Below are 26,202 nucleotides of genomic sequence, written 5' to 3' on the forward strand. Positions count from 1 at the left end.
TGATCGCCTCATGCAGCTGATTCCCGCCATTGACCTCAGGCGAGGCGGCGTCGTGCGCCTGGAACAGGGCGATTACGATCGTGAAATCAACTACGACAACGATCCGATCACGCTGGCCTCCAAATACCAGAATGCCGGCGCCAGCCTGATCCATATCGTCGACTTGGACAGCGCCCGCGACGGTGGCGATGCCAACCTGGAAATCATTCAGCGAATCTGCAGCGAGCTGTCAATCGACGTGCAAACCGGCGGCGGCGTGCGCGCTCTGGCTGACGTCGAGGCGCGCCTGGAGGCCGGTGCACGACGCGTTGTCATTGGCAGCCTGTGCGTGCGCGACCCCGACCTCGTGGCCGAGTGGTTGGGCGATCTTGGCCCGGATGCCATTGTTGCCGGACTCGACGTGGCTCCAAATACGGCCGGCGGATGGGTACCGAAAGCTGCCGGCTGGACCGAATCCGGTCACCTGGAACTGTTCGCCCTTTTGGAAAAGCTGCAAAACGCCGGCCTGCGCCACCTCCTGTGCACCGACATCGAGCGCGACGGCATGTTCAGCGGCCCCAGCGTGGAGCTCTACCAGTCCATCGTCAATCGCTTTCCCGCGGTTCAGCTCCAGGCCTCCGGCGGGATTTCCGACGACGCTGATCTGCATGCCGCCGAGCGCACAGGCGTTGCCGCCTGCATTGTCGGGCGCGCGCTGCTGGAAAGCCGGGTGTCTCTGAACGCGATCCGCCAATGGTCGCGGTAAGGCTGATCCCCTGCCTGGACGTGCGCGATGGCCGAGTGGTCAAGGGTGTACGTTTCCGCGACCACCGCGAGATGGGCGATATCGTCGAGCTGGCCGAACGCTACCGCGACGAAGGCGCCGACGAGCTGGTTTTTTACGACATCACGGCCTCACCGCAACGTCGCAGCGTCGAGGTGGAGTGGGTGGAAAAAGTCGCCGCCGCCATCGACATCCCGTTCTGCGTGGCCGGCGGTATTCGTGATGTCGCCACCGCGCGCGCGGTTCTGCATGCCGGCGCCGACAAGGTCTCGGTCAACTCTCCGGCGCTGGAGCGCCCGGCCCTGATTTCCGAGCTGGCCGAGGCCTTCGGCTCGCAGTGCGTGGTCGTCGGCATCGATTCCATCCGCGAAGATCGCACCTTGCGCGTGCGCCAGTACACCGGCGATCCGGACAACATGGTCGACCCGAGAAGAGACACCGAGCACTGGGTCGAGGAAGTCCAGCGCCTGGGCGCCGGCGAAATCGTGCTCAACTGCATGGACGCCGACGGCGTGCGATCCGGCTACGACATCGACCAGCTCAGGCACATCCGCTCGCTTTGCCGGGTACCGCTGATCGCCTCCGGCGGCGCCGGCGAGGAAGGGCATTTTCTCGACGTGTTCGAGCAGGCCGACGTCGACGGCGCGCTGGCCGCGACGGTGTTCCATTCCGGTCAGATCGCGATTCCGGACCTCAAGCGCTGGCTGGCGGGTCGGGGGATTGTTACGAGATGTTGAATTTAACCGCAGATGAACGCGGATGAACGCAGATAAAAGCAGGTTAATCTATGTTGACGGCAGACGAAGCTAGAACGCTGGACTGGGACAAGGGTGACGGGCTGCTGCCGGCCGTCGTCCAGGATGCCCGTGACGGCCGGGTGCTGATGCTCGGTTACATGAACGCCGCGGCGCTCGAAAAGACTCTGTCCGAGCGTCAGGTCACGTTCTATTCGCGCAGCAAGCAGCGGCTTTGGACCAAGGGCGAGACCTCCGGCCACGTACTTGAGCTGGTCGACGTGGCCGGCGACTGCGACCGCGACACCCTGCTCGTTCAGGCCATCCCGCACGGGCCGACCTGCCACCTCGGCACCCAGACCTGCTTCGGCGACACCCACTGGCCGCCGGTCGGGCTGCTGGCCCGGTTGCAGGCGCTGATCGAAAGCCGCCGCGACGGCGATCCGGAACAAAGCTACACCACCCGCCTGCTCCAGGGCGAGCTGGCGCGCTGCGCCCAGAAAGTCGGCGAAGAGGGCGTGGAAACGGCGCTGGCCGCCGTGACCGGCACCAAGCTCGACGAGGAAGCCGCCGACCTGCTGTACCACCTGCTGGTCTGCCTGAGCGCGGCCGGCAGCTCGCTAGACGAGGTCTTGGCGGAGCTGCAGCGGCGGCGCGGATAGCGGGGTGCCCGGGCGGGGAGGGGTAGGTGCTGCCTCCGGCCGTCGGGCGATCGGCCTTGTAGGAGCGGCTGGCTCGGGCGGCGCTTGGCTGCCCGCCACATTTCGGCCGGTCAAACTTTAAAGCTCGCTGCCCTTATTGAACCCCGATGATTGACCAGCAAGCGGTCAAGGTCTGTAGCTGGTCCGCGCCCGAAGCCCGGAGGCAGCACCTACCCCTCCCCGCCTGAACGGGCTGGTGGTTGAAAACAGGACAAACAAACCCTCTCCAGCCTGTCAGATCGGGTGGCGGCGGACGGTTCGCTGCCGCAGGCGGCGCGGAATTATGCACCGCGCTTTCCGCTCTACGCGAACTAAATCCGCAAGATCAGGGGCTGGCAGCGTAAACGCCCTCCGGCGCGACGGCGCGGGCAGCCGAACGCCACGACCTCAGCCAACTTTTCCCACGCCGATGCCCACCGGAGGCAGCGAACCGTCCGCCGCCACCCGATCCGGCCACCATAATCACCCCAAAGCATCAAGCGCATCAGCCACGGCCGCTTCGCAGATGCGCCGGCCATGCTCGACGCTGGCCAGCTCCGAGCGCGCGCCCATGCGCCCGTCGGGGTGCCGCCGACGGAAGTCGCGGGCATCGCGAATCGGGCCGCTGGGCGGTCTTTCGGGCTGAAGGGCGACGGTGCGGGCCGCCTCGGCGTAGGCCGACAGCACCAGCGAGATCTCCGAGGGGGTGGCGTGGCTGCCCTCATCGTCGCCAAACAACTCGCGCGACAGGCGCCCCACGCGCCGGCCCTGGAACCAGTTGTGCAGCTGCAGGTTCAATCCGCTGTCGCGGCGAGCGAAGCTGGACCGGGCCCAGAACTCGGCAAACGCGGCCTGGACGGTGGCGATGTTGCCGCCGTGGCCATTGAGAAAGAAAATCTGCTCGAAGCCGTGACCGGCCAGTGACTCGACCACGTCGACCACGACCCGAATCAGGGTCGACGGACGCAGGCTGATCGAGCCCGGAAAAGCCAGATGATGCTGGGCCATGCCGACGCTCAGGGTGGGTCCGATCAGCAGTTCGCGCTGCTCGGCCATGCCGTCGGCAACGATCTCCGGGCACAGCGCGTCGGTGCCGATCATGCCGGTCGGGCCGTGCTGTTCGGTCGAGCCGATCGGCACGACGATGCAGCGCGAGCGCTCAAGATAGGACTCGATTTCGGGCCAGGTCGATAGCTGGAGCTTCATGCCGGGTTCCTCGAACTTAAGGCTCAGGCACAGTGCCAGGCCTCGATTTCCATCAGCAGGTTGCGCCGGCAGATATCACCGTGAAAGCCGGCCAGGGCAAGGCTGGGCCAGTGCTGGCGCAAACGTCCGTAAACCGCGGGCCAGTCTGCAGGGTCGCGCACGTAGACCCGGGCCGCGGCTTCTTCTCCGAACCGGGCCAGGCCCGGTCGGTCGAGATCGCTGGCGGCTTCGGCCAGCAGCGCGGCCAGGTTGCTGACCGCCTCGTCGGTCTGGGCCAGCACATTGCCCGGGTGCGCGGTGGCGTGCCCGACCACGCTGGCGGTGCCGGAGATCAGCAAGGCAATCCGGCCGTCGGCCAGGTCGACGGCGGTCGCGCGGGCAAAAGCAGGACTCCTCGGGCCGTACAGGTTGGGGTACTCCCAGGAACTGACCTGGCGGGGGTTTTCAACCGACTGGCCCGGCGATCGGCCGGCAACGGCAAACAGCCGAAAATGATCGTCCTGGCTGCCGATCGCCGTGGCCGCGCACATGCGCGCATCCTCCAGGCCGGCTTCGGCCAGGGCCTGACCGCGCCCGACGCAGAACCGGCGATAGCGCTCGTTGTCGCCGTTGCCGCCGTTGATATCGGGCAGATAGTTCCAGATTCGCAGCAGGTGCGGATAGCCGGCCGAGCGCACCGTCCCGATCAGCTCGCGATAAAAGCGCGCCGTGGTCTTGGCCGGATCGCCTTGATCGGGGGCGCTCAACGCCACAGCCAGCAGGTCGGCGTTGCGCGACCAATGCCATTGATCACCGTTGCCAAAGCGCACCGGTGCTCCGGCCAGCCACTGCTCGCAGCGAAGGTCGCCGCCCAGCCATTCCAGCCCGATATCGCTGGACGGCCACACCGGTCGACCGCCGCCAAACACAAAGTTGATCAGCGATTGCTGTCCGGCGCCGGCCGCGGCCAGGCGCAGGGCATGCTGGCCGTTTCGATCCGGCGAGAACTGAGTCGCGTGAGACATCTCCACATTCTACCCCGCCGCCGGCAAAGCGACCGTGTCAGGGGCCTGATCGTCGACTATGATGCACGGCATGGCTGTCTCCCCGGTCAAACCCGTAAAGCACCGCCTGGAACACCTCGACGTTCTGCGCGGCTTTGCCCTTTTCGGCATTCTGCTGGTCAATTTCCAGTGGTTCACCCGGCCGCTTCAGGCGATCGTGCTCGGCGCCGAACCGGAACTGCAGGGGTTTGGCCTGGCCGTGGACTGGCTGATCCGGGCCCTGGCTGAAGGCAAGTTCTATCCGTTGTTCTCGATGCTGTTCGGGGCCGGTTTTGCCCTGATGGCCGAACGCGCCGAGTCGCGGCGCGCCCCTTTCTGGGGCCGGTACCTGCGCCGGCTGCTGATTCTGCTGGTCTTCGGCACCGCACATCTGGTGCTGATCTGGTCCGGCGACATTCTTCTGGTCTACGCGCTCACCGGCTTTGTGATGGTGGCGCTGTTTCGCCATACCCCGGCCCGGCGGCTGTGGAAATGGGCGCTGGCGTTCATTGCCCTGCCGATGCTGCTGATGTGGCTGGCGGCGCTTTCCATCTGGGCAACCCAGGGCGATCCGGAGCTGTATACCTCGATCGTCGCCGACTTCCAGGCCGATGCCCGGCACCTGCAGGAAAGCGTGGCCGAGGCGGCCGCGATCCATGCGTCCGGCAGCTGGGTCGACAACGTCGGCCAGCGCCTGGACGACGGCCGCTTCATGCTCGCCAACTTCGTTTTCTGGATTCCGCCGATTCTGGGCTATTTCCTGCTCGGGCGCTGGCTGATCGTGACCCGGCGGCTGCTCCAGCCTGATCAGCACCGGCTGTTTTTCCGGCGCTGGCGCTCGCGCGGCCTGCTGTTCGGCCTGCCGCTGGCCATCGCCGGCGCCGCGATAATGCACGGCGCCAACGCCACCGTCCCCACCCTCAGCGTCGCCGCCGGCATGACCTTGACCGCGATCGGGGCGCTGTTGCTGGCCCTGGCCTATCTGTCGCTGGTCGTGCTGGGCAGCGCGCGACTGCGGTTTCTCGCGCCGGCCGGGCAGATGGCGCTGACCAACTACCTGTGCCAGTCGCTGGTCTGGACCTGGGTTTTTTACGGTCACGGCCTGGGCTTTTGGAACGAGATCCCGCGGGTTCTGCATCCTCTGCTCGCGCTCGCGTTCTTTGCCGCCCAGGTGGCCTTGAGCCGGGTCTGGCTGCAGCGATTCCACTTCGGCCCCGCGGAATGGCTATGGCGTAGCCTGACCTACGGCCAGCGCCAGCCCATGCGCCGGAGCGCCTGAAACCGACCGAGGCCGGCCGCGCTCAGCTCTCCGGCGGCTCTTCGGGCGGTAGCTGATCGCGCTCGCGGCGCTCGCGCAGGGCGCGCAGCAGCAGATCGCTGGTGCGTCCGGGGCTTTCGGCTTGCGCTTCCTGCTCCGGCTCACCGTCGGGCGCGGTCTCGCTTTGCGCTTCTTCGTCGGGCCGCAGACGATCGAACAGCCGATCCTGGAGTTCGCGCTGCACGGCGCCTTCGGCAATGGCGGCCAGATCGACCCGCACCATTGGCCGGCTGATCGGGCCGGCGATGGTCAGCGGGATGACCCCGTCGGTCGCCCGCGCCAGCGCGCGCGGCAGGCGCTGGCTTAGCGCCTGGCCCAGCGCCAGTTCGAGCTGGTAGGCGATGTCGCCGGCGGCCAGGTCCATCTGGCCGCCGCCGGACAGATCAAAGCCCTCGGCTTCCAGGCGCAGACCGGGCAAGGACAGCACGCCGGCGTCGGCCTGAATCCGGCCACTCAAGTTCTCAAACGGCGTCTCTCCGCCGAACGCCTGCTGGATCCTGGAAAGACGGCTCGTGGTGATTTCCTCGTCGATAAGGCGCTTAAGATCCACCCCCAGCAATGCCCCCTCGTTCAGGCTGAAGCGGCCTTCACCGTCGAGGCTGGCAAGGATCTCGGCCGCGCTTGTGCCCTGGAAGCGCAGCTCCAGATCCATCTCGCCCAGGCCGCGCAAGGGGGCGCTGGGACTGAGCAGGCGGACCAGCTGCTGCACATCGATACCGGTCAACTGGGGGTTCATCCGCACTTCGGGCGGAGCGGCGTTGAAATCGACCGTGACACGGCCGCTGAAGCGACCGCTCAAACCCTGCGCCTCGACCGGTTCCAGGGTCAGCACGCCGTCGACCAGCGTGGCCTGGGCATCGACCCCGCGCAAGATCAGGTCATCGCTCAGGGTCAGTCGATCGAGCGCCAGCCCAAAGTTCAGTCGTGGCCCGATCAGCGCCGAGTAATCGCTCGCCGCTGCCGGCGAAGACGTTTTGTCCTCACCGGACTGTTCAGGCGCAGAAAGCCAGGGGCGCAGATCCAGCGCCTCGCCGGCAACGGTCAGCTCGGCGGTCGGCGGATCACCCAGCGAAAAGCCTCCGGCAACAGCCAGCGGCTGGCCGTTGACGGCCAGCTCCAGGCCAGCGATCTCCGCACTCGCCGGATCCCCCAGACGAATCGTCAGCGTTTCGGACGCCTCCAGGGTCACCGAGCGATCGTCCAGATCAAGCCCGGCCGCAAAATCGCGCAGCTCAAGCATCGCCACTTCACCGCCCAGATTGATCGATCCGCTGCCGCTGGCCTGGCCGTCGAGACCGGCTGCGCCCATCGCGAACTCGCTGCGGGCGTCTTCCAGGTCGATGCGGCTCGCGTCGCGGGCCACGCGCAAACCGCCCTGCAGCGATAAAGCGAGCTGTTCTTCGTTGTCTTGATCGAGCAGGCTGGCGCGCACGCTCAGCGGTGCCAGCACGGCGGGCTCAAACGCCCCCAGCGTCATTTCGTCGATGCGGGCGTGAACCACCTCGTCAGTGCCCAGATCCAATATTTGCAGCGCGACGTTTTCAAGCTCCAGCCCGGCCAGCGACAGACCCTCGAGATCCGGCGCAGGCTCGCTTACCGCGTCGGAGTCGGGCTCGGCCAGCAAACCCTCGAGGTTGCTGTTGCCGTCCGGCGCAGTCACCAGGGTGACGGTCGCGTCGCGCAGGCGCAGCTGTCCGATATCAAGCTCGCCCCGCAGCAGCGGCCAGACGGCCACGCTCACCGACGCCTGGCCGACCTCGACCAGCGCCGGGGCCTCGGCAAAGCCGGCGGGGTTGGCGACGCTGAGCGAGCGGATGTCCAGGGCGATGCGCGGCCACAGGCGCAGGCTCAAGGGGCCGTCCAGCTGGACCTCCCGACCCAGCGCGCTGCTGGCCCGCTCGGCAATCTGGGCGCGATAGTCGTCGGGCTCGACCAGCACGACGAGCCCGGCGACGACCACGATCAGCAGGGCCAATGCTCCGGCCAGAATGTAGAGGATCTTGCGCATCATGCCGGTCTCCAGTCGAAAGCCGATACCGACAGCCTAACCCAGCCGCCTCCAGCCGGCTTCGACTGCCCGGCGCGCGCGCAAGAGCTGCTGCCGCGCTAGAGCCCGAACCAGGCCAGCACGTAACTCTCCATCAGTTCTTCGCGATGCGGTCGGACCATTTCCAGGACCTCGTCGGGCAGCTCACGCGCCATGGGCGGGTTGCCCTGTTGACCGAAGCTGGCCACGGCGATTTCCTCGCCGAGGGCACGGTAGGTCGTATTGCGAACATACAAATACTCTTCGAGCGAAAACTCATGCGCCTGCAGAGCCTCCACCTGCTGGCGCTTGGCTTCGAGAACGAGGTCGGCCAGGTCACGATAGGCCGTCACCATCTCGACGATGTTGGGGTCGCGTTCCTGGCGATCGATCTCGGCCCGCACCGCCTGCCACTGGTTTTCAAGCTCGTTCAAGCGACCTTCCATGCCGGCGCGCATATCGCGCTGTGCGGCGAGGAAACGCTGGAACTGGCTGGCGCTGAGCATGCCCTCCAGCGGCGGTTGGTAGCGCGGCTCGCGCGCGATCTGCTCATTGAGTTCGGCAAATTCCGTCGAGAAACTGCCAACGTCAGAAGCAAATTCATAGGCCGGCTTGAACACCATGAAATAGCCGACGGTGCCGCCACCCACGACCACCAGGGCCAGGACGATCAGACAACCCAGCAGGATTTTTGGCATACGTTTTTCTCCCAGTTAACCACTGTAGTAACGAATTTCGGCACGCTGGACTGCCACCCGGCTCCGAAGAAAATCGATGGCCTTGTCGCCGGTCTGTCAGGGGCCGGTGCGACTATAATTTGTCCTGATCCCCTGATGCGCCGATACGTGATCATGCGTCGACTGCCGATTGTATTTTGCCTGCTGTCATTCAGCCTGCTGGGCTTGAGCGCTTGCCAGGGGACCCGCGAGGTGCCGGAAGCCGAGCGCCCGGCACCGGTCTTGTTGATCTCCATCGATGGCTTTCGCCACGATTACTTCGACCTGGCCGACACCCCGGCGCTGGATCGGCTGGTCGACGGTGGGCTGAAGGCCGACAGCCTGCATCACGTCTTCCCGACCAAGACCTTTCCGACCCACTACAGCATGGTGACCGGCTGCCATCCCGGACGCCACGGCGTGGTCGCCAACAACATGTGGGACCCGGTCCGTGATGCCCGCTTCTCGCTCGGCAACCGCGACGCGGTCAGCGACGGCTACTGGTACGACGGCTGCGAGCCGATCTGGGTGACGGCTGAAAACCAGGGTCTGACCGCAGGCACGTTCTTCTGGCCAGGCTCCGAGGCGCGGATTCAGGGCGTGCGGCCCAGCCACTGGAAACCCTATGCCGGCGACACCCCGCACCTGGAGCGGGTTGAGACTCTGCTGGACTGGGTCGATCTGCCCGCTGACCAGCGTCCCGACCTGCTGACCCTGTATTTCAGCGTGGTCGACTCGGCCGGCCATCGCCACGGCCCGCTGGCCGATCCGGTGCGCGATGCGCTCATCGACGTCGACCGCCATCTCGGCATCCTGTTCGACGGCCTGGAAGAGCGCGGACTATTCGACCAGATGAACATCATCCTGGTCTCCGACCACGGCATGAGCCGGGTCGATTTCGACCAGTACATCATGCTCGACGACTACCTTGACTTAAGCCGGGTCCGGGTCTCGGACTGGGGCCCCGCCGCCCAGATCTGGGCGACCGACATGCCGGCCGAAGAGATCGTCTCGGCGCTGGACGGCGCCCATCCGCACCTGCGGGTCTGGGCCCGCGAGGACATTCCGGCCCGCTATCGTTTCGATGACCACCAGCGGGTTCCGGACGTACTGGCCGAGGCGGACCTGGAGTGGATGATCTCGAACCGCCCGCACATGATGGGCCGGCGGCAGTTTTCGCTCTACGGGATGCACGGATGGGATCCCGCTCTGGCAGAGATGCACGGCGCGTTCGTGATCCGCGGCCCGGGAATCGCCCCCGGCAGCCGCAGTCCGGCGGTACGCTCGGTGGATGTCTATGACCTGATCGCGCACCTGCTCGAACTCAGGCCGGCCGCCAACGATGGCTCGGTCGCGGCCTTTTTACCCTACCTGGAAAGCCGCACCGCGCTGAGCGTCGAAGAACAAGTCTACGACTGCCAGGCCGAGACGCTGCAGGCGCGAATGGGGCCGGCGCACATGGCTTTGCACCACGATAACGCTGTCCATGTGCTGGACCAGGTCACGGCAGAAAAGGGGCGCCGCTTCGAGGAAGTTGACCTTCGTTTTACCACCGACGGCCGGCGCGCCAGCGCGGAAATCGACGGTCGCCAATTCCGTAACTGCCGCCTGCTGATTGCCAATCGCTGAAGCCGCCGTCAGAAAGGGCAGATCACAGCCGGCGACGCAGGCCCAGGGTGATGAAGTTGGAGCCGCCGCGCTGGTCGTGGAACAGCCCGAACGCGTCCGAGCGGTGGTGCAGGCGCACGAAGCCTGACCAGGCGCTGCCGCCCGGCGGCGCCAGCTCGATCTCCACGGCCACGTAGCCGAGAAATTTCCGGCTCTCGCCTTCTTCAAGCTTGGCCCGCGGCTCGACAACCGGGATTTCGGTGGCATAAGAGACGCCCACGCCCAGCGCAGCCCGGGTATCGACGTGGTCGTTCCAGGGAAAGCGCATCCAGCGCGCCAGCCAGGCGGCATTGAACTCCCAGTGGTCCTGATCGCCGAAATGCTTGACCACCTGGCCTTCGACCTCAAAGCGCCAGCGCTCGGTGCGGCGGTAGACGTAAGCCGGCGCCACGGCGACCAGCCAGGCGTCGCGGAAGCCGGTATTGAGTCGGGTCAGAATATCGAGCATGCGCTCTTCGCCCGCCTTGCCGCCGTAGACGCCGAGGTGCCAATAGCCCTCGTCGGCCGAGTCAGCCAGAGCGCTGGCCGGCATCAAGACCGTCAGCCCGGCCAGGACGAAAGCGATACGCCAAGCTGGCGGTATCTGGAAATTCATCGGTGATCGCGTCGTCTGAGGTGAAATCAGCGGCGACGCAGGTGGGCCACCTCGCTTTCGCCGATGAACGCATAGTACAACAGCGGAATGACCAAAACGGTCAGCAAGGTCGAGACCGCCAGGCCGAAGATCAGCGAAATCGCCAGCCCGCTGAAGATCGGATCGGTCAGGATGAACGCGGCCCCGACCATGGCCGAGATCGCAGTCAATGCGATCGGCTTGATGCGCACCGCACCGGCCAGGATCACCGACTCGTTCAGCGATTTGCCTTCCTCCAGCAGCTGGCGGATAAAGACCACCAGCAGGATGGAGTTGCGCACGATGATGCCGGCCAGGGCGATCATCCCGATCATGCTGGTGGCAGTGAACTCCTTGCCCAGCAGCGCGTGGCCGGGCATGATGCCGATCAGCGTCAGGGCAATCGGCGCCATCACCACCAGCGGCATGACATAGGCCCGGAACTGGGCGACCAGCAGGAAAAAGATCGCGAATACGCCAACCGCATAGGCAATCCCCATGTCGCGGAAGGTTTCGTAGGTAATCTGCCATTCGCCGTCCCACTTCAGCGCCGGCCGGTCGGGCCAGTCGGGCTGGCGGATGTAATACTGGTCCGGGCCTTCGGCGTCGTCGCGCAGTTCGGCGGCCATGCGGAACATACCGTAGAGCGGTGAGTCAACCTCACCGGCCATGTCGGCGGTCACGTAGGTCACCGGCAGGAGGTTCTTGTGCTGAATCACCCCGGGCCACTCGCTCGACTCGAAGCTGGCGATGTCGGCCAGGCGCACGAGCTCGCCGTCGCGGCTACGCACGGACAGCGACTGCAGCGTCGACACCTGGGCCTTCATTCCCTCGTCGAGAATTACCCGGATCGGCACGGCGTGCTTGGCATAGGGGTCGTGCAGATAGCTGACGCTGCTGCGCCCCAGCGAGGTTTCGAGCATCTCGACCACCTGGGCCTGGTGAACACCGAGGCGGGCAGCGCGATCGCGATCGACCACGACCTGCCAGCTTTCGCTGGGCGCAACCACGGTGGTATCGATGTCGACCAGGCCGTCGATGTCGTGCATGCGCTCGGCCAGCTCAAGCGCCAGCCTGGTGCGGGCCTGGTGGTCGGGCCCGTAAACCTCGGCCACCACTGGGGACAGCACCGGCGGGCCCGGCGGCACCTCCACGATCTTGACCGCCGCGCCGTACGCCTCGCCGATTTCGGTCAGCGGCGCACGCAGGGAAAGCGCGATATCGTGGGACTGGCGGTCACGATCGTCGACCAGGTTGACCTGCAGATCCCCCTGCCAGGGCTCCGAGCGCAGGTAGTACTGCCGAACCAGGCCGTTGAAGTTGATCGGGGCAGCGGTGCCGGCGTAGGCCTGCCAGTCCGACACCTCGTCCACATCTTCGAGGAAGCGGCCCATTTCGGTCAGTACCCGAAGCGTCTGCTCGACCGGGGTGTGCTCTGGCATGTCGATGACAACCTGCATTTCCGACTTGTCGTCGAAGGGCAGCATCTTCAGCACCACCGCCATGAATACCGGCAGCGAAGCGGCCGCCAGGGTGAGGAAGATAATGCCGGCCGCCAGGCCGCGCCGGCGCCAGGCGTGGTCGCCGAGAAACGGGCTCAGAATGCGGCGGAACACTTGCAGCACGTGCTTGTTGACGCCGCGGGCCGCCGAGCTGCCGCCACCCCCGTCACCGCGGTCCATCCCTTTTTCGTGACGCAGCAGGCGCACGGCCAGCCACGGCGCCAAAACAAAAGCAACGATCTGGGAAATCACCATGCCGGCCGAGGCGTTGATCGGAATCGGGCTCATGTAGGGGCCCATCAAGCCGGTCACGAACGCCATGGGCAGCAGTGCAGCCATGACCGTCAGCGTGGCCATGATGGTCGGCGTGCCGACCTCGTCGACGGCCTCGGGAATGACTTCACGCAGTCCCCGGCCGGTGGCGCGCAGGCGTCGGCTGACGTTTTCGACGATCACGATGGCATCGTCGACGAGGATGCCGATGGAAAAGATCAGGGCAAACAGCGAAACCCGGTTAAGGGTAAAACCCCAAACCCATGAGAAGACCAGGGTGACGAGCAAAGTGACGATCACCGAAATCCCCACGATCAGGGCCTGGCGCCAGCCCATGGCCGCCAGGACCAGAAGCACCACCGAGACCGTGGCCATGATCAGGTCGCTGATGAGTTTGCGTGATTTGTCGCCGGCGGTCTTGCCGTAGTCGCGGGTGACGAGGACGCCGGTGTGGTCAGGGATCACCCGGCCGCGCAGCATCTCCACGCGTTCCTGGACCGCATCGGCGATCACGACGGCATTTTCGCCAGGCTTTTTGGCGATCGCCAGGGTCACCGCTGGAAAAATCCGGCCTTGATGTTCCGGCGAGCCGGGTCCGAAACCAACCTGAACCATGCTGTCAGGCACCGTCTCGCCCCGGTCAATGGTGGCCACATCGTTCAAATAGATCGCCGCACCGTCGCGCATGCCGACCACCAGGTTGGCCACGGCATCGACTTCACTCAGCGGCGTGCCGGGCTCGACGGGGATCGAGACCCCATCGCGGGTGACCCGGATCTCGGAACCGGCCGCGTTCGCCGCGCGGATGGCTTCGCTCAGGTCGGCTACGCTGAGGTCGAAACCGTTCAGCAAGGCGGGGTCGAAACGCACATCCACCCGGTCGGGTACGGCACCGATGGTGTACACGTCCCGGGTGCCGGCAACCCGTTTCAGCTCCACTTCCAGAGCGCGCGCGAGCCGGGTCAGATCCTCGGCGCTCTGGCGGCCTTCGGGATCGTACAGCGTCAGGCTGAGAATCGGCACATCGTCAATGCCCAGCGGCTTGACCACGGGCGGCGTCGCGCCGAGATCGGCCGGAAACCAGTCCTCGTTGGAAAAGACCTGGTTGTACAGCCGGACCAGGGCTTCCTGGCGCGGAATGCCGACCTCGAACTGCACCGTGATCACCGCCCGGCCGTGGGCGGACGTCGAATAGATATGCTCAACGCCCTCGATCTCGTCGAGGATCTGCTCGCCGGGCGTGGCAATCAGATGCTCGACCTGACGAGCGCTGGCGCCGGGGAAGGCGACGATGACGTCGGCCATGGTGACATCGATCTGCGGCTCTTCTTCCTTGGGCGTGATGACCACCACCAGCATCCCGGCCAGCAGGCCCACCAGGGCGAGCAGCGGGGTGACGTGGGCATCCTGGAACAGGCGCGCGATGCGCCCGGAAATGCCCAGCGGTCGGCCGTTTTCGCTCAAGGCGCTGTTCCTTCCGCTGCCTGCTTGAAGACCTGGCGCGGATCAGCGGCAATGCGCTCACCGGCATCGAGGCCGGCCAGCACTTCCAGCCGGCCGTCGACGCGGCTGCCGATGCGGACCTGGCGCAGGCGCGGACGATCCTGATCGTCGAGGACGTAGACCGCGCGCAGTTCACCCTTGCGAAACAGGGCGGACTCCGGGATCAGCAGGGCTTCGCGCTCGCTCAGCGGCACGTTGACGCGCACCAGCATGCCAGGAAACAGGGTGCCGTCCGGTTCTTCGAGATCCATGCGCAGGCGGAAGGTGTGGGTGGCCGGATCGGCGTAGGGGAAAAAGGTCATCTCTCCGGTCGACAACACCCGACCATCGTCGAGCGATACCTGGGCCCGACGCTCGCGACGGGCCAGCTCGGCGAACTGTTGCGGGATCGAAACCGCGACTCGTAACTCTTCGAGCGAAAACCCGCTCAGCAACGGGGCGCCGGCCGAGACAGCCTCGCCCAGTTCGACATGGCGCTCGGTGACGATGCCGCTATAGGGCGCGGTGACGCGGGTGTAGTCCAACTGCTCTTCGGCTTCGGCCACGGCCGACTCGGCCTGGTTCAGGCGCGCGCGGGCAGCCGCCAGCGCATTGCGGGCATTATCGAACTCGGCCTGGGTCGCCACGCCGCGATCCAGCAAGGATTCGATGCGCGCAAACTGGCGCTCGGCGTCGTCGAGGCTGGATTCGGCCTCGTTCTGCGCCGCCCGGGCCTGGTTGAAGCGGGCGCGCTGCTCGGTATCGTCGAGGCGGGCAATCAACTGACCGGCATCGACGACATCGTCGACATCGAACGGCAGCTCGACCACGGTACCGCTGGTCTGGGCCGAAACCGTGCTCTGCTGGACCGCTTCGATCACCCCGTCCAGGCGCAGGTGCTCGACCAGTGGCCCACGCTCTGCTGTGACCCAGTCATTGGCCTGCAGATTGCCCGCCAGAAGCAGGCCCGCAACGATCAAGAAACCTTGTTCAAAAGAGATCATCTTCATCTCGTCATTATATTAGAGTTTACTTGTATAAACCAGCGGATCAAACGTTCCGAACTGCCAGGCATAGCTCAGGCGCGACGGATGACGGGGATGACCGCCCTTGGAGAGCGGCCCGAAATGCAGCCAGCGCCCGCCCAGCCCGCTGATGGCACGACCCAGTCGGCGACAGGACCGCAACAGGTAAGGGCGCCGCGTAACGCCGCTGCCCCAGGCCGCCCAGACCTGCAGATCGGCTTGAGCGGCGGCGAACTCGAGGATAGCCCGCTGGTTCTGACGCAGCTGGTAATCGCTGACCTTTGTGGGCAGCGCCTCGGGATCGGTGCTGCGCAGCGGACACAGATTGGTCATCACGAAGCCATCGTAACCATGACTCAGAGCGACCCGCTCGACTTTGCTGGCGGTGACATCCGAGTGCTCGCGGTTGGCGGTACTGGGATTGAGGCCGACCACAACCAGCATGCGCTCGCCCGACTTGCCCAGCAGGTAGCGGGCACTGTCGCGACGGTTGCAGAGATAGACGTCAAACATCGACCTTCTCATCCGCCTCCAAGAAGTTTTTGCCAGTAGCCCACGTCCAGCCAGCGCCCGAACTTGAAGCCGACCTGTTCCAGATGCGCAACCTTGACAAACCCCATCTTCGCATGAAACGCCGCGCTGGCCGGATTAGGCAGGGTCACGACCCCGATCAGGCTGCGCTTGCCGCAGCGCTCGAGTCGTTCGATCAAGGCCTGGTAAAGCTGTGACCCCGTGCCCCCGCGGGTCTGGTCCGGGCAGACATAGCCGCTGACTTCGACCGAATGGCGATAGGCCGTGCGCTCTCGCCATGGGGTGGCGTAGGCATAGCCGACAACAGCGCCCTGGCGCATTGCAAGCAGCCAGGGCAGGCCGGCCTGGGCGACCGCATTCATGCGCCCGGCCAGCTGTTCCGGCAACAGCTGTTTTTCTTCGAAGGTCGCTGTGCTGTGTTCAATGTAGTAGTTGTAGATCTTGACGATATCGGCTACGTCCCGATCGAGCGCGCGGCGAATCACCATGGTGTCGACTTTGTTCATGATCCGTGTCGCAAATCGTGCTGTTGTGTAGTCAAGCCTAGCGCAGGGCGCAAAACGTTCAGAAACGGGGCAGCGCCGTAGCGGCCCCGAGCACAGTCACGACAAGCAGCATCAGCAAGGCCGTCACCACCACCATCATGATCCGCGATACCAGCCGGCGACGGGGTGACTGGATGCGCCCGGAGAGCACCAGCCCGCCGGCGGCGAGCAGCAGCACCAGGGCCGCGATGGCAAAATGCAATGGGGTCATGGCTTGAACTCCTCGATGATCAGCGCGACCAGCTCGCGCAGATGGCGAAAATGGCGCCCACCTGGCGATGGCGGGTTGGGATCGGCAGTCATCACGATAGTCAGCGCGGATTCGGGCACCACGAACAAGCCCTGGCCGCCGAAACCGCGTCCGTAGTAAGTCGCCCGGTCGGCAATCTCGGTAATGAACCAGCCGTAGCCATAGTCGTCGCCGGTCCAGGGTGAGCGGCCGTTGGGCTGCCAGGACTTGCGAATCCAGTCGGCCGACAGGATCCGGCGGCCGTCCAGCCGGCCACCGCGACGGTAAAGCTCACCAAAGCGGGCCAGGGCGCGTGGGCTCAAGTGCATGTCGTTGCCGCCGAAATAGACGCCCTGCGGGTCCCTCAGCCACGGCGGGATTCTCACGTTCATGGGCTGTCCCAGCCATTCGCGCGCCAGCGCGAGCGTGTTCTTGCCACTGGCCGCGGTCAGCGCCGCAGAGACCAGATGGGTCGAGCCGGTCGAATAGATCATGCGCCCCCCGGGCCGGTCAACCATCGGGCGGGTCAACACATGGGCCACCCAGTCGGCGCTTTGCACCCAGCGCCCATAATAGCGCCCCGAGGTGCTCCTCAGCCCGGTCTGCATCGACAGGGCATGCCCCAGCGTGATCTCGGCTACCCAGGGCGCGATCCCGTCGTCCGGGACTCGATCGCCCAGCAGCTCGACCAGGCGCTGGTCGGGACTGGTCAGGACGCCGCGATCGATCGCGATACCGGCCAGCGCCGAGAGAACCGTCTTGGAGACCGATTTGATGTTCGCCGGCTGATCCAGACCCGGCCCGGCACGCACGAGTTCGATCACCGGCTCGCCGCGCTGCAGCACCAGCAGGCTGTGCAGACGATCGATGCGCTCGGCTTGCTCGATCACGGACCTGTCCGCCGGCAACGCCGGCGTGATCAGCAACAGAATCGCCAGCCAGAAAGCGGTTCTTGTGAAGCGCGAAATCAAGGCCATGGCAGAAAGTCTGACACGAAGACGGCGGCTCATCGGGCTCATAGATCGCACTGGCCCGATATTCCCGCATCCGAAACGGTTCAAGGGAGCGTCGTGTATGCTCTGGCCCCTTATCGGACCGTTCGCTGGTGATCCGAGTCGCTGGATCCGTCCGGTCTTGGAGACACGCCGGGCCGATTGACTCAAACGACTAAGGAACCCCGATCATGGATTACGATCCCGAGAAAGGTTACGTCGCTCTGCTTGGCTGGAGCCTCAACGCGGTCGAAGCGGCCGCCAAGTTCGACCGCCGCTACGTGGTTGTGGCCCCCGACTGGGCCGAGGAATACTGCGCCCAGCACGACATTCCCTATCTGGCCTGGAACTTCGAGCGCCTCAACGACCGCTCGATGGAAATCGCCGAGCAACTGCAGGAAATGGGCGTGGACGTGGCCATTCCGCTCTACGAAGAAACCGTCGAATGGGCCGGCGCGATTAACTCCGTGCTGCTGGATAACCCGCGCCTGCTAGGCCAGGCCATGCTCATGCGCGATAAATCGCTGATGAAGCGCAGAGCCCAGCTCGGTGGAATCCGGGTCGGCATTTTCGAAGAAGCCCACGACCGCGAGGACGTGATCCGCTTTCTGCGCCGGGTCAATCAGACCCTGCTCAAGCTCGACGGCGATCCGAACGATCCGATCCACTTCAAAGCCTTCGACAAGGCCGGTTGCCTGGGCCATCGCGTCATCCGCACGCCAGATGATGTCGACTCGATCCCCGAAGACGAGTTTCCGGCACTGATGGAATCCCATCTCGACGGCTGGGAGTTCGCGGTCGAGGCCTGGGTCCACGAGGGCAAGATTCGTTTTCTCAATATTTCGGAGTACGTTTCGCTGGGCTATTCGGTCTACGTCCCGGCCTCGCCGGAGCTCGAGTCCTACCGCGAACAGATCACCCGCCAGGTCGAGAAACTGATCAAGACCTTCGACATCGAGTTCGGCTTCATTCACCCCGAATACTTCGTCACCAGCGACGGCGAGATGTATTTTGGCGAAGTCGCCTATCGTCCGCCCGGATTCAAGGTTTTCGAATTGCTGGAGCGCGTCTACGGCTTCAACGCCTACCAGGGCATGATCCTGGCTTTCGATCCGAAAACCACTACCGAGGAAATCGAGGCCTTTTTCCCGCGCGAAGTCGTCGATGCCAAGGGCCATGCCGGGTGTTTCGGCGTCTATCCTCGCCTGCGCGTGGTCAGCCGGCTCGAGATTCCCGAAGAAACCGAAAACCATCCATACTTCGAGTCGCACGAACTGACCGCACCGATGGAAGAAACCGTCACCAAGCGAACCGCCTTCGGCACCCACTGGGGCCTGGTGTACTTTGTCGGTGAGGATCCCAAGGAACTGCACCAGCTACTCAAGCGCCAGGAGGAGCTCGATTACTACATCTGACGATACCCATAGCGACGCCAGCGGCGTGGCGGTGGCGCGCCTGGACGACGCCCTCGCGGTGCTGGCCGACTCGCTGGAATTCGCCAAGCCGGCCAGGGTGCAGCGGGTGCTGGACGCGGCTCGGCGCGTATTGCTGAGCAAGGACGGCTGCAGCGCGATTGAAGCGCGCGCCGAAGCGATCGAGGAAGCGGGACTGTTTGCCGGTTCAGACTGGGACAGCCCGCAGAGCCTGGTGCCCTCGCTGACCCAGCATTCGCTCACCAGTGCGGATGCCAATGTCGTTGTCATTGAGGCAATCAGCGAGTTGCGGTTGCTCGCTGTCGCCCGCGGCCGTTACCGACACCCGGTCGTTTCGGCCGAACAGGCGCATCATTATCTCGCCCAGGTCCTGGCGACCAACCTGACGCTGCTGTTCACGCCGCCGGGCGAGGCGCAGCGGGTCGGGCAGGGCCGCCTGGCCGGCATAGCCCAGTCCGTGCTCGAGCACCTGGCCGACGGTATCGGTTTCGAGCACATCGTCGACTACCTGATCGACGAGATCTGGCGCATTCTTCAGCAACGCCCCATCCAGACCGGCCCTGTCCGCCAGATGATCACCCAGATCGCCATCTGCCAGGCCAACCCGGCCATCGATCTGGGCAGCAGCGGGCAGGGCGCCGACCGCCTGATCAGCAGCCTGTTCGGCCCGACCCAGGCCAGCCGCGAAGATCCGGGGGTGGACATCTACCGTGAGCGCCTGCAGCACATGGACACCGGCGCTTTGCAGATGGAAGCCGGCGGCTGTGCGCGCGCCATGCACGACACCGGGCTGGTCTCGGCCTACCACGCCGTCCTGATCCGCCACCTTCTGACTCAAGGTGATCACCTGCTGGCCGAGGCCCTGGGCCTGTCGTCGACCGGGCGCGACTGCCTGTTGTGCTACCGCGATCTGGTGCACGTCCTGGTCGAGAAGGCGATTTCTCCCCATACGACCCAGGCGATCTACGGACTGGCGCTGATGCTCGAGCGCGGCATCCTCTACCAACAGCCGCTGGCCCCGGCTCTGTGGCGGCAACTGAACCTGCACCTGTGCCCCCAGGCCCGGCAACGCCTGGCCGCCAGCTTTGGTGAGGCGGTCGCTCCGGAGGTGCGATTGCTGGAAGGCGTACTGTGCATTCTCGGCCAGCCGCTGGGCGTCGGCCAGGGCAACAACCCGACCTGTCAGTCGGCTCGCGCGCTGTCGATGTGGGCCTACAACGATCCGGACTACCTGCTGCAGATGGTGGCCTGGGCCGCCCGCGACGACGAAATCATCATGCACTTCGAAGGACAGACCATTTCCTCCCGGCAAGTTGGCGAAGGCCTGGCCGCCACCGCGCCGCTGGATCTGGATGCCGTATCCGCCCTGGTCGTACCGCACCTGGACCGGATCTACGCCGAAATGGGCCGGCAGTGCAGCGGCCGCGAGGGCGACCCGCACCGCTGGGTCAACCCCGAGTTTCACGGCTGGTGGTCGGGACGGGGCTTTCGCATCAATGTCGATGTCGCTTCCGGACAGATCGTCGATCTTGGAGACTTTTTGCGGCATTTCTACGCCAGTTACCATCCGTTCCACAATGGCAACCAGCCGCTGATCCATCCGCAGCCGGCCGGGATTGCCGTCACCGACAGTTCAGCCCGATTTGTCGGCTGGCACGCCATCACCATCCTGCGGGTGGCGCTCGACCCGCAGCAGGTGATGCGGGTGTTCTTCTATAACCCCAACAACGACAGCGGTCAGGACTGGGGCAACGAGGTGGTCGTGAGCACCGCCGGCAACGGCGAGCGATACGGAGAATCCTCGCTGCCGTTTGAGCAGTTCGCCTCGCGCCTGTACATCTTCCATTACGATCCGCTCGAGCACGGCGAACTCGCCAGCGTGAGCGCCGAAGAACTCGAGCAGGTGGCCGAACACATGAAATCCAGCTGGGCCGAGGGGCGCTGGTCCGAGTCGACGGCCTGGAATCTGCTGGCCGAACCCGACTAAAAACGCGCTCTCAAAGCCAGCCGGCCATGATTGCGATACCAAGGCCGATCAACAGCGTGCCCGAAACCAGCGCCCCGATCAGATCGTAGTTTTTTTGTACGCGGTGGCCAATCTGCAGCCCGATCGCGGCAGCGGCCACCGAACACACCATGATCGTCCCGGCCAGCGCCAGCGGGGAGATTCCGCCCAGCCCCAGGCTGAACCCGACCAGCAGGTTGTCCAGCGACAGGCCGGCCGAAAGCATCAGCAGGCCGCGCCAGGTCGTGACCGCGCTGGCCAGCTTTTTGCGGTCCCGCCTAGACACGCGCGCCGAGAACAGGGTGAACACACCCAGCCCCAGCAGCAAGACAGCGCCCAGCCACTCGGTTTGTTCGGTGATCATCCTGGCCACGTTCGAGCCCAGCCAGACGCCAATCAGCGGCACGAAAAACTCGAACGCTCCGAACACCACCAGAATCCTGGGCCGATATTTTTTCTGTCGCATCACGCCGAGCGCGAGCGCGACCACCATGTTGTTGGTGGCGACAACAAGCCCGACGATGAGAAATTGCAACAGCATTCCGGTCTCCGTCCGTCAATCCCGGAACGATCGCACGCGGGCCGGCGTCAGCGTCGATCTGGGTTGAGCGAGAGGCTGCCGGTTTCTTCGACACGGATATCGGGCAACCAGCTGCCAACGTCCAGCCGGGCCGAGAAGCTGTAGGACAGCCGATCACGCTGGCGACCCATCAGGTCGCTCAACAGGCGCGCGCTGCCCAGCAGGTCAGGGCTTAAGTCGACGCTGAAGTCGGCGGCACCGTAGGCCGGCACTTCCGGCAGGTCAGCGGTCGCCCCGGACAGAATCCGCGTGCCTTCGAGCTCGACCGAGTAGCTCATGCCGACCAGCGGCAGCTCACGCCGGTTGGGGTTGACCACGTTCAGCCCGACGCGAAAGCGCGGCGTCATCCCGGTCGATTGCGGCGCCAGGGCAAACGAAGTGACGCTCACCGTCGGTGGATCGGGGTAGGGCGAAAGTGAAGCACAACCGGTCAGCACCAGCAAGACCGCGACAATCAACGCACGCATCTAATCATCCTCCATCGGGAAAGCCGCCAGCCCGAGGCTTGCCCCGGGCACGTAATGGCAAACAGGAGCGACAGCAACAGCAACAAAGCGGCTTGTTCATCTCGCCATTCTAAGCGGCGGGCACTGAAAACCCCAGCACGCATGCAGCATGGTGGTATCGAACAACGGCACCGATCAGTCCAATGGTTTTCATGTCGCCTTCGAATCGGCAGCACGATCGATAGTGCGAATGCCTTGCCAATCTTCCTTGTCCAGGTCGGGCCGCTGTTGGCGATAGCGGGCGTAGAGCTCAATCCCGTAGGAGTCCTGAAGAACGTCGACCTGGACGCCGTGGGCGCGCAGCACCGACTCGTTGCCCGCGGCATTGGTGACATCCCCGACCACCACGCGCTCAAAACCGCGCATGTAGAGCAGGGTGGCGCAGACATCGCAGGGGCTCAAGGAGGTATACAGCGTGGTCCGGCTGAAATCGATCCGGCCGGCGTCGCGGATGGCCGCAGTCTCACCGTGGTTGTAGGGGTGGTTTTCCTGCACCAGCGTGTTGTGACCCTTCCCCACGATCCAACGGCTGGCGTTGTCGACGATTACGGCCCCAATCGGGCAACCGCCTTCATCAAAGCTTTTTTGCGCCAGCAACACGGCAATGCGCATGAGGTCTGCATCGGCCAGGCGGTGGCAAAATCCGGCCTCCATCAGCACCGGCAGGCTGGTTGTCGGCATGTGTGCGATCACCGTCAGGACGGCGTCAGACACTTCGCTTTCGGCATCGATGAGTCTGGTCACGGGCGAACTCCTTTTAGCGACCCAGTGCCCCGCGGCGCAGCCACTCGTGCACGAAGGCCAGCTTTCGGTGCGCGGCCTCCGACAACACGAACGGGTAGATATCCGACAGGCCCATGGAGCGATTGACGTGATTGATCCCGATGGACAAAGACGCAGCGATATGAATCAGGCGTGCCGGGTCGGTCTCGGAATAGGCATCCCACCCCGCCTCGGGCAGGACCGGAGACTGCAGCCCGGAGGCCGCAAAACTATCGGCGATGTCGGTCAGGTGCAAGAGATTGGCTGCCGTCTCGGCCCAGTCTTCGTGAGGATGCGATGAAGCATAGCTGGTCAGGTAATGGCTGCGCCAGTCAGGCGGCGGGCCGTTATGGTAATGCCGCTGCAACGCAGCCGAATAATCGGCGCGCTCGTCCCCGAAAAGCGCGCGGAAAGCGTCGAGAAAATCCTGCCGCAGACTCAGGCGCCACCACAACATGTGGGCGATTTCGTGGCGCATATGGCCGATCATGGTGCGGTAGGGTTCATCCAGCGCCTGGCGGCGCGTGGTCCTGATCACCTCGTCGGCCTCGGCCACGCTGATGGTCACCACCCCTTCGATGTGGCCCATGGACACTGGGGTCGGACCCTCGGCCAGCATGTGGAAGACCGGGCGAGTCCCCCGATCTTCCGGGCGAAACCAGTTCCAGCGGCCAAGATTATCGAGCAGCCAGCGCTTGGCCGCCTCGGTCAGTGCCCAGTTCGGGACGGCGTTGGGGATCGAGCGATCCGGCGCCAGCGCAGTCATCGCGCAGGATCGGCAGAAAGTACCCGGTTCCGGCGCGATCCAGTTGCAGCCAATCACCTCACGATTGACGCAATACGGCGGAGAGGCAACAAACGCCCGGGCCTGGGGGTCATAACCCACCGGCGTGCCGTCGGCCGTCGCCAGGTTGTCAAACCAGAGTGTCCCCGGACCGACCGGGTTGGAAAAAACGCGCATGGGCAGTCAATCAGTAGAAAATGAGTGTAATGACAGCGAACCTACTGCCTCTGGACCGCCTTTTCATACAAGCCTGGAAATCGCCCCCCGGGATCACACTCGCTCTTGAGGGCCTTGTATGCGGCTCGATCATAGTTTTGCCAGAACGTCTCTTGGTCGTAGGTGCTGCGCGAGTAGAGGCTTTTCTTACCCTCGTGTCTGGCCACCAGGCCTTCCACTCGAGCATTGTAGTAACCATCGGGTTCCGCCGAGCGGATCATATCCCAGAACCCGAAATTGATGTAGGTGGTATCGGTCTGCAGACTGAACAGCGAGAAACGGCTTTCAGGAACAATCAGCGGACAAATCCACACCGGCCGAATCCCGATTTGGGCGTCGAAGTCAGCCAGGAAATCTGCCGCATTGGCGATCGGGATATCGACATCCTGAATTACCGACTCGGTGCGCGGCCGGACCCACTGGAGCAAATTCAGCGGCCACCTTCGGCTTGCGCGCATGATTTTCTGATAGGTCACGCTCGACAGGCGGCTGGCGCCAAGCAGCAGTCGAACGGGCGCCAAATGTGCACCAACATTCTTGCTGCACCAGAACCAGTCGGTATCCCAGCGCCACAGGTAGTCATGAATGGTCAGAATGTCCTCATGCCGCTGGCGCAAGCTTCTCCAGTACTGGCGCATCCAGGTATAGTCGCTGGCATCGCTATCGGCCGGCAATACATCGACGAAGTAAGCACGTGTCAGGACAAACTCGCGAGGAGAGAAACACACACCGTCGAGATAGTCACAAGTAGGCCGGGCGCACTCCGAGGCAATCGCGGCGAATAATTTTTCAGGGTCGTCGAATGTAGCGTGCTCAAGACGCACATGCGGCGTTACCGGAATCAAGCGAAGACGAACTCGCGTGGCATAACCTAGACTGCCATAGGAGTTCGGAAAACCGTAAAAGAGTCTCGAGTTGTGGTCGCGCGAACAGGTCAGCACTCGACCATCAGCCACCAGCACGTCCAGTTCCTCGACCGTGTCGTGCACGAGACCGTAGCGAAACGAGCTCGACTCGATGCCAATTCCAGTGGCGGCACCACCGACCGTGATGCTTTTCAGTTCCGGCACAACCGCAGGCGCTAAACCGCAGGGAAGTGCGGCCTCAACCAGATCGGCATAGGTCGTCATCCCCTCGACGTCGGCAACACGGGCCTGGGTATCAATTTCGATGACATGATTCAATGAGCTTACGTCCAGTTCCGTGCGGCTTCCCGCCTCGCGCGGTCTGAACAGATTGCTGGTGGCCTTGCGCAACCGAACCTGTCCGCTGGACTCGGAAAGGGCCTTGGACAGCGCGGCCAGACGCGTCCGGTATTCGTGCCAGGCAGCCTTACTCATCGCACCGGCACATAGCGCGACACATCACCGTGACTGAAAACCATCTGCCAAAGATTCAGGCTGCGGGCTCTGAATGCACCGGCACAACTCAATAGGTAATAGCGCCACATGCGGTAAAAGCGATCGTCCAGGCCCTCGGACTTTTCAAGCTCCGGCCATGCGTTGTCAAAATTTTGAGCCCAGGCCATCAAGGTTCGATCATAGTCGGGGCCGAAGTTGTGCCAGTCTTCGAGGACAAACAGACCCTCCTTCGCGCGCGCAAGCTGTAGCTCGGACGGAATCACGCCGCCGGGAAAGATGTACTTATTGATCCAGCGGTCTGATCTTGCACGACTGGCATTACCGCCAATAGTGTGGACGAGCGCCAGGCCGCCGGCCTTCATCCGGGCCTTGGCTATTTCGAAGAACCCGCGGTAGTTTTTCGGGCCAACATGCTCCATCAGGCCGACGCTCAAAACGCGATCATACTGGCGCGATTCTTCTGCAGCGTCGCGATAATCCCGACACCGGATTTCCACCGGAAGGCCCTGGCACAGCTTTTTCGCATACTCCACCTGCCGGGTACTGATGTTATAGCTGGTCACCTCGCAGCCATGTTCAGCCGCCAGAAAGCGGGCCAACTCCCCGAAGCCACCGCCAAGCTCCAGGATTCGCATGCCGGGCTCCAGGTGGAGCTTGCGTGCGATCAAATCCAGCTTGGCGCGCTGGGCCTGATCCAGGGTCGCGTCACCACCTTCCGGGCCGTAATAGGCGCAGGTGTATTGCATGGTCGGCCCTAGCATGGCTTCGTATAGTTGATTCGACAGGTCGTAGTGCTGCTCCGCGACTTTGCGTGCGCGCCAGCGGGCCTGCATATTGGTTATTCGGCTCAGCACCATCTGGCCGACAAACTTTGGCATCTTGAGCTTGCGCGCAAGATCAGCTCGAATCACACGGTAAAAAAGCTCGTCGAGTCGCTCAGCATCCCACATCGCTTCCATGTAAGACTCGCCTGCGCCCAGTGAGCCGTCGGCCAGAAGGCGCCGATAGAACTCTTCGTTGCGAACCTGGATATCCCAGGGCCGCTCACCGCCAAGTTCGACGTCTGCATGGCGCAACGCGAGCTGTAGATCAGTTCTTGAGCAACGGCCTGAAGTCAGGGGCATAAGCTGCATCCTGGCATGGCGTACACCACACCATAACGCGGAATGCTGAGATTTTCAGCCTACGGACCCAGATTGATCGAGCCGCTGGCGGCGAAGGTTCCGACAA

General features: G+C 64.2%; 24 protein-coding genes. 7 read left to right on the plus strand and 17 right to left on the minus strand.

The window, feature by feature from the left end:
* The first annotated feature begins 10 nt into the window (after positions 1-10).
* The 3 genes from hisA to hisIE are packed head-to-tail and all read left to right on the plus strand — an operon-like array spanning position 11 to position 2,159.
* Complete coding sequence (gene hisA, locus G3I74_RS01050; protein WP_164209205.1) at positions 11-745, plus strand: 1-(5-phosphoribosyl)-5-[(5-phosphoribosylamino)methylideneamino]imidazole-4-carboxamide isomerase; 735 nt, start codon at positions 11-13, stop codon at positions 743-745.
* A complete protein-coding gene (hisF, locus tag G3I74_RS01055; protein WP_164209208.1) occupies positions 733-1,500 on the plus strand; it encodes an imidazole glycerol phosphate synthase subunit HisF in 768 nt (255 codons plus the stop codon). The genes hisA and hisF overlap by 13 nt, the downstream gene beginning before the upstream one ends.
* Positions 1,501-1,550: 50 nt before the next feature.
* The gene (gene hisIE, locus G3I74_RS01060; RefSeq protein WP_164209211.1) at positions 1,551-2,159 is read left to right on the plus strand and encodes a bifunctional phosphoribosyl-AMP cyclohydrolase/phosphoribosyl-ATP diphosphatase HisIE; all 609 of its coding nucleotides are present in this window, start codon (positions 1,551-1,553) and stop codon (positions 2,157-2,159) included.
* Positions 2,160-2,660: 501 nt separating this feature from the next.
* Here hisIE and G3I74_RS01065 read toward each other — a convergent pair.
* A complete protein-coding gene (locus G3I74_RS01065; RefSeq protein ID WP_164209214.1) occupies positions 2,661-3,383 on the minus strand; it encodes a creatininase family protein in 723 nt (240 codons plus the stop codon).
* A gap of 23 nt (positions 3,384-3,406) precedes the next feature.
* Complete coding sequence (locus tag G3I74_RS01070; RefSeq protein ID WP_164209217.1) at positions 3,407-4,387, minus strand: chorismate transformation FkbO/Hyg5 family protein; 981 nt, start codon at positions 4,385-4,387, stop codon at positions 3,407-3,409.
* Positions 4,388-4,457: 70 nt separating this feature from the next.
* On the opposite strand from G3I74_RS01070, the gene G3I74_RS01075 reads away from it, so the two are divergent.
* Complete coding sequence (locus G3I74_RS01075) at positions 4,458-5,684, plus strand: DUF418 domain-containing protein (protein ID WP_164209220.1); 1,227 nt, start codon at positions 4,458-4,460, stop codon at positions 5,682-5,684.
* Positions 5,685-5,706: 22 nt separating this feature from the next.
* On the opposite strand, the gene G3I74_RS01080 is transcribed toward G3I74_RS01075, so the two are convergent.
* Both G3I74_RS01080 and G3I74_RS01085 read right to left on the minus strand, forming a co-directional pair.
* Entirely contained in the window at positions 5,707-7,734 is a 2,028-nt protein-coding gene (locus G3I74_RS01080) for an AsmA family protein (RefSeq protein WP_164209222.1), read from the minus strand.
* Positions 7,735-7,829: 95 nt separating this feature from the next.
* Entirely contained in the window at positions 7,830-8,447 is a 618-nt protein-coding gene (locus G3I74_RS01085; RefSeq protein ID WP_164209225.1) for a hypothetical protein, read from the minus strand.
* 135 nt (positions 8,448-8,582) lie between these two features.
* Between G3I74_RS01085 and G3I74_RS01090 the strand changes: the two genes are divergently transcribed.
* On the plus strand, positions 8,583-10,094 hold the full coding sequence (locus tag G3I74_RS01090) for an alkaline phosphatase family protein (protein WP_164209228.1): 1,512 nt from the start codon (positions 8,583-8,585) through the stop codon (positions 10,092-10,094).
* Positions 10,095-10,116: 22 nt separating this feature from the next.
* On the opposite strand, the gene G3I74_RS01095 is transcribed toward G3I74_RS01090, so the two are convergent.
* From G3I74_RS01095 to G3I74_RS01125, 7 genes are read right to left on the minus strand one after another with little or no spacing between them, the layout of a single operon-like run.
* A complete protein-coding gene (locus G3I74_RS01095; protein ID WP_164209231.1) occupies positions 10,117-10,728 on the minus strand; it encodes a hypothetical protein in 612 nt (203 codons plus the stop codon).
* Between the two features lie 26 nt (positions 10,729-10,754).
* Positions 10,755-13,985 (minus strand): efflux RND transporter permease subunit, encoded by a 3,231-nt coding sequence (locus G3I74_RS01100; protein ID WP_164209233.1) that lies wholly within the window; start codon positions 13,983-13,985, stop codon positions 10,755-10,757.
* Positions 13,982-15,007 (minus strand): efflux RND transporter periplasmic adaptor subunit, encoded by a 1,026-nt coding sequence (locus tag G3I74_RS01105; RefSeq protein ID WP_203594441.1) that lies wholly within the window; start codon positions 15,005-15,007, stop codon positions 13,982-13,984. Before G3I74_RS01105 ends, G3I74_RS01100 begins: the two co-directional genes overlap by 4 nt.
* Positions 15,008-15,025: 18 nt before the next feature.
* Positions 15,026-15,541 carry a DUF1643 domain-containing protein gene (locus tag G3I74_RS01110; protein WP_164209240.1) on the minus strand — a complete coding sequence of 172 codons (516 nt, stop codon included), beginning with the start codon at positions 15,539-15,541 and terminating at the stop codon, positions 15,026-15,028.
* An 8-nt stretch (positions 15,542-15,549) separates the two neighbouring features.
* Positions 15,550-16,065 (minus strand): GNAT family N-acetyltransferase, encoded by a 516-nt coding sequence (locus G3I74_RS01115; RefSeq protein WP_203594428.1) that lies wholly within the window; start codon positions 16,063-16,065, stop codon positions 15,550-15,552.
* Between the two features lie 58 nt (positions 16,066-16,123).
* Positions 16,124-16,315 (minus strand): hypothetical protein, encoded by a 192-nt coding sequence (locus G3I74_RS01120; protein ID WP_164209243.1) that lies wholly within the window; start codon positions 16,313-16,315, stop codon positions 16,124-16,126.
* Positions 16,312-17,310 (minus strand): serine hydrolase domain-containing protein, encoded by a 999-nt coding sequence (locus G3I74_RS01125; protein ID WP_203594429.1) that lies wholly within the window; start codon positions 17,308-17,310, stop codon positions 16,312-16,314. Before G3I74_RS01125 ends, G3I74_RS01120 begins: the two co-directional genes overlap by 4 nt.
* Positions 17,311-17,516: 206 nt before the next feature.
* On the opposite strand from G3I74_RS01125, the gene G3I74_RS01130 reads away from it, so the two are divergent.
* The gene (locus tag G3I74_RS01130) at positions 17,517-18,740 is read left to right on the plus strand and encodes an ATP-grasp domain-containing protein (protein ID WP_164209249.1); all 1,224 of its coding nucleotides are present in this window, start codon (positions 17,517-17,519) and stop codon (positions 18,738-18,740) included.
* Between the two features lie 25 nt (positions 18,741-18,765).
* Entirely contained in the window at positions 18,766-20,745 is a 1,980-nt protein-coding gene (locus tag G3I74_RS01135) for a hypothetical protein (protein ID WP_203594430.1), read from the plus strand.
* 10 nt (positions 20,746-20,755) lie between these two features.
* Here G3I74_RS01135 and G3I74_RS01140 read toward each other — a convergent pair whose 3' ends face one another.
* The 6 genes from G3I74_RS01140 to cfa all read right to left on the minus strand — a co-directional run bounded on the left by G3I74_RS01140 (position 20,756) and on the right by cfa (position 26,096).
* Positions 20,756-21,304: a manganese efflux pump MntP gene (locus tag G3I74_RS01140; protein WP_164209252.1), complete on the minus strand. Its 549-nt coding sequence runs from the start codon at positions 21,302-21,304 to the stop codon at positions 20,756-20,758.
* Between the two features lie 47 nt (positions 21,305-21,351).
* Positions 21,352-21,810: an LEA/WHy family protein gene (locus G3I74_RS01145; protein ID WP_164209255.1), complete on the minus strand. Its 459-nt coding sequence runs from the start codon at positions 21,808-21,810 to the stop codon at positions 21,352-21,354.
* Positions 21,811-21,999: 189 nt separating this feature from the next.
* A complete protein-coding gene (locus G3I74_RS01150) occupies positions 22,000-22,593 on the minus strand; it encodes a deaminase (protein ID WP_164209258.1) in 594 nt (197 codons plus the stop codon).
* 13 nt (positions 22,594-22,606) lie between these two features.
* A complete protein-coding gene (locus tag G3I74_RS01155) occupies positions 22,607-23,572 on the minus strand; it encodes a zinc-binding metallopeptidase family protein (RefSeq protein ID WP_164209261.1) in 966 nt (321 codons plus the stop codon).
* A gap of 41 nt (positions 23,573-23,613) precedes the next feature.
* Positions 23,614-24,951, minus strand: a complete 1,338-nt coding sequence (locus G3I74_RS01160; RefSeq protein ID WP_164209264.1) for an FAD-binding oxidoreductase — start codon at positions 24,949-24,951, stop codon at positions 23,614-23,616.
* Positions 24,948-26,096, minus strand: coding sequence for a cyclopropane fatty acyl phospholipid synthase (gene cfa / locus G3I74_RS01165; RefSeq protein WP_164209267.1), 1,149 nt, complete (start codon positions 26,094-26,096; stop codon positions 24,948-24,950). The genes G3I74_RS01160 and cfa overlap by 4 nt, the downstream gene beginning before the upstream one ends.
* Positions 26,097-26,202 lie beyond the last annotated feature (106 nt).

Source organism: Wenzhouxiangella limi (assembly GCF_010499265.1).
GTDB lineage: Bacteria > Pseudomonadota > Gammaproteobacteria > Xanthomonadales > Wenzhouxiangellaceae > Wenzhouxiangella > Wenzhouxiangella limi.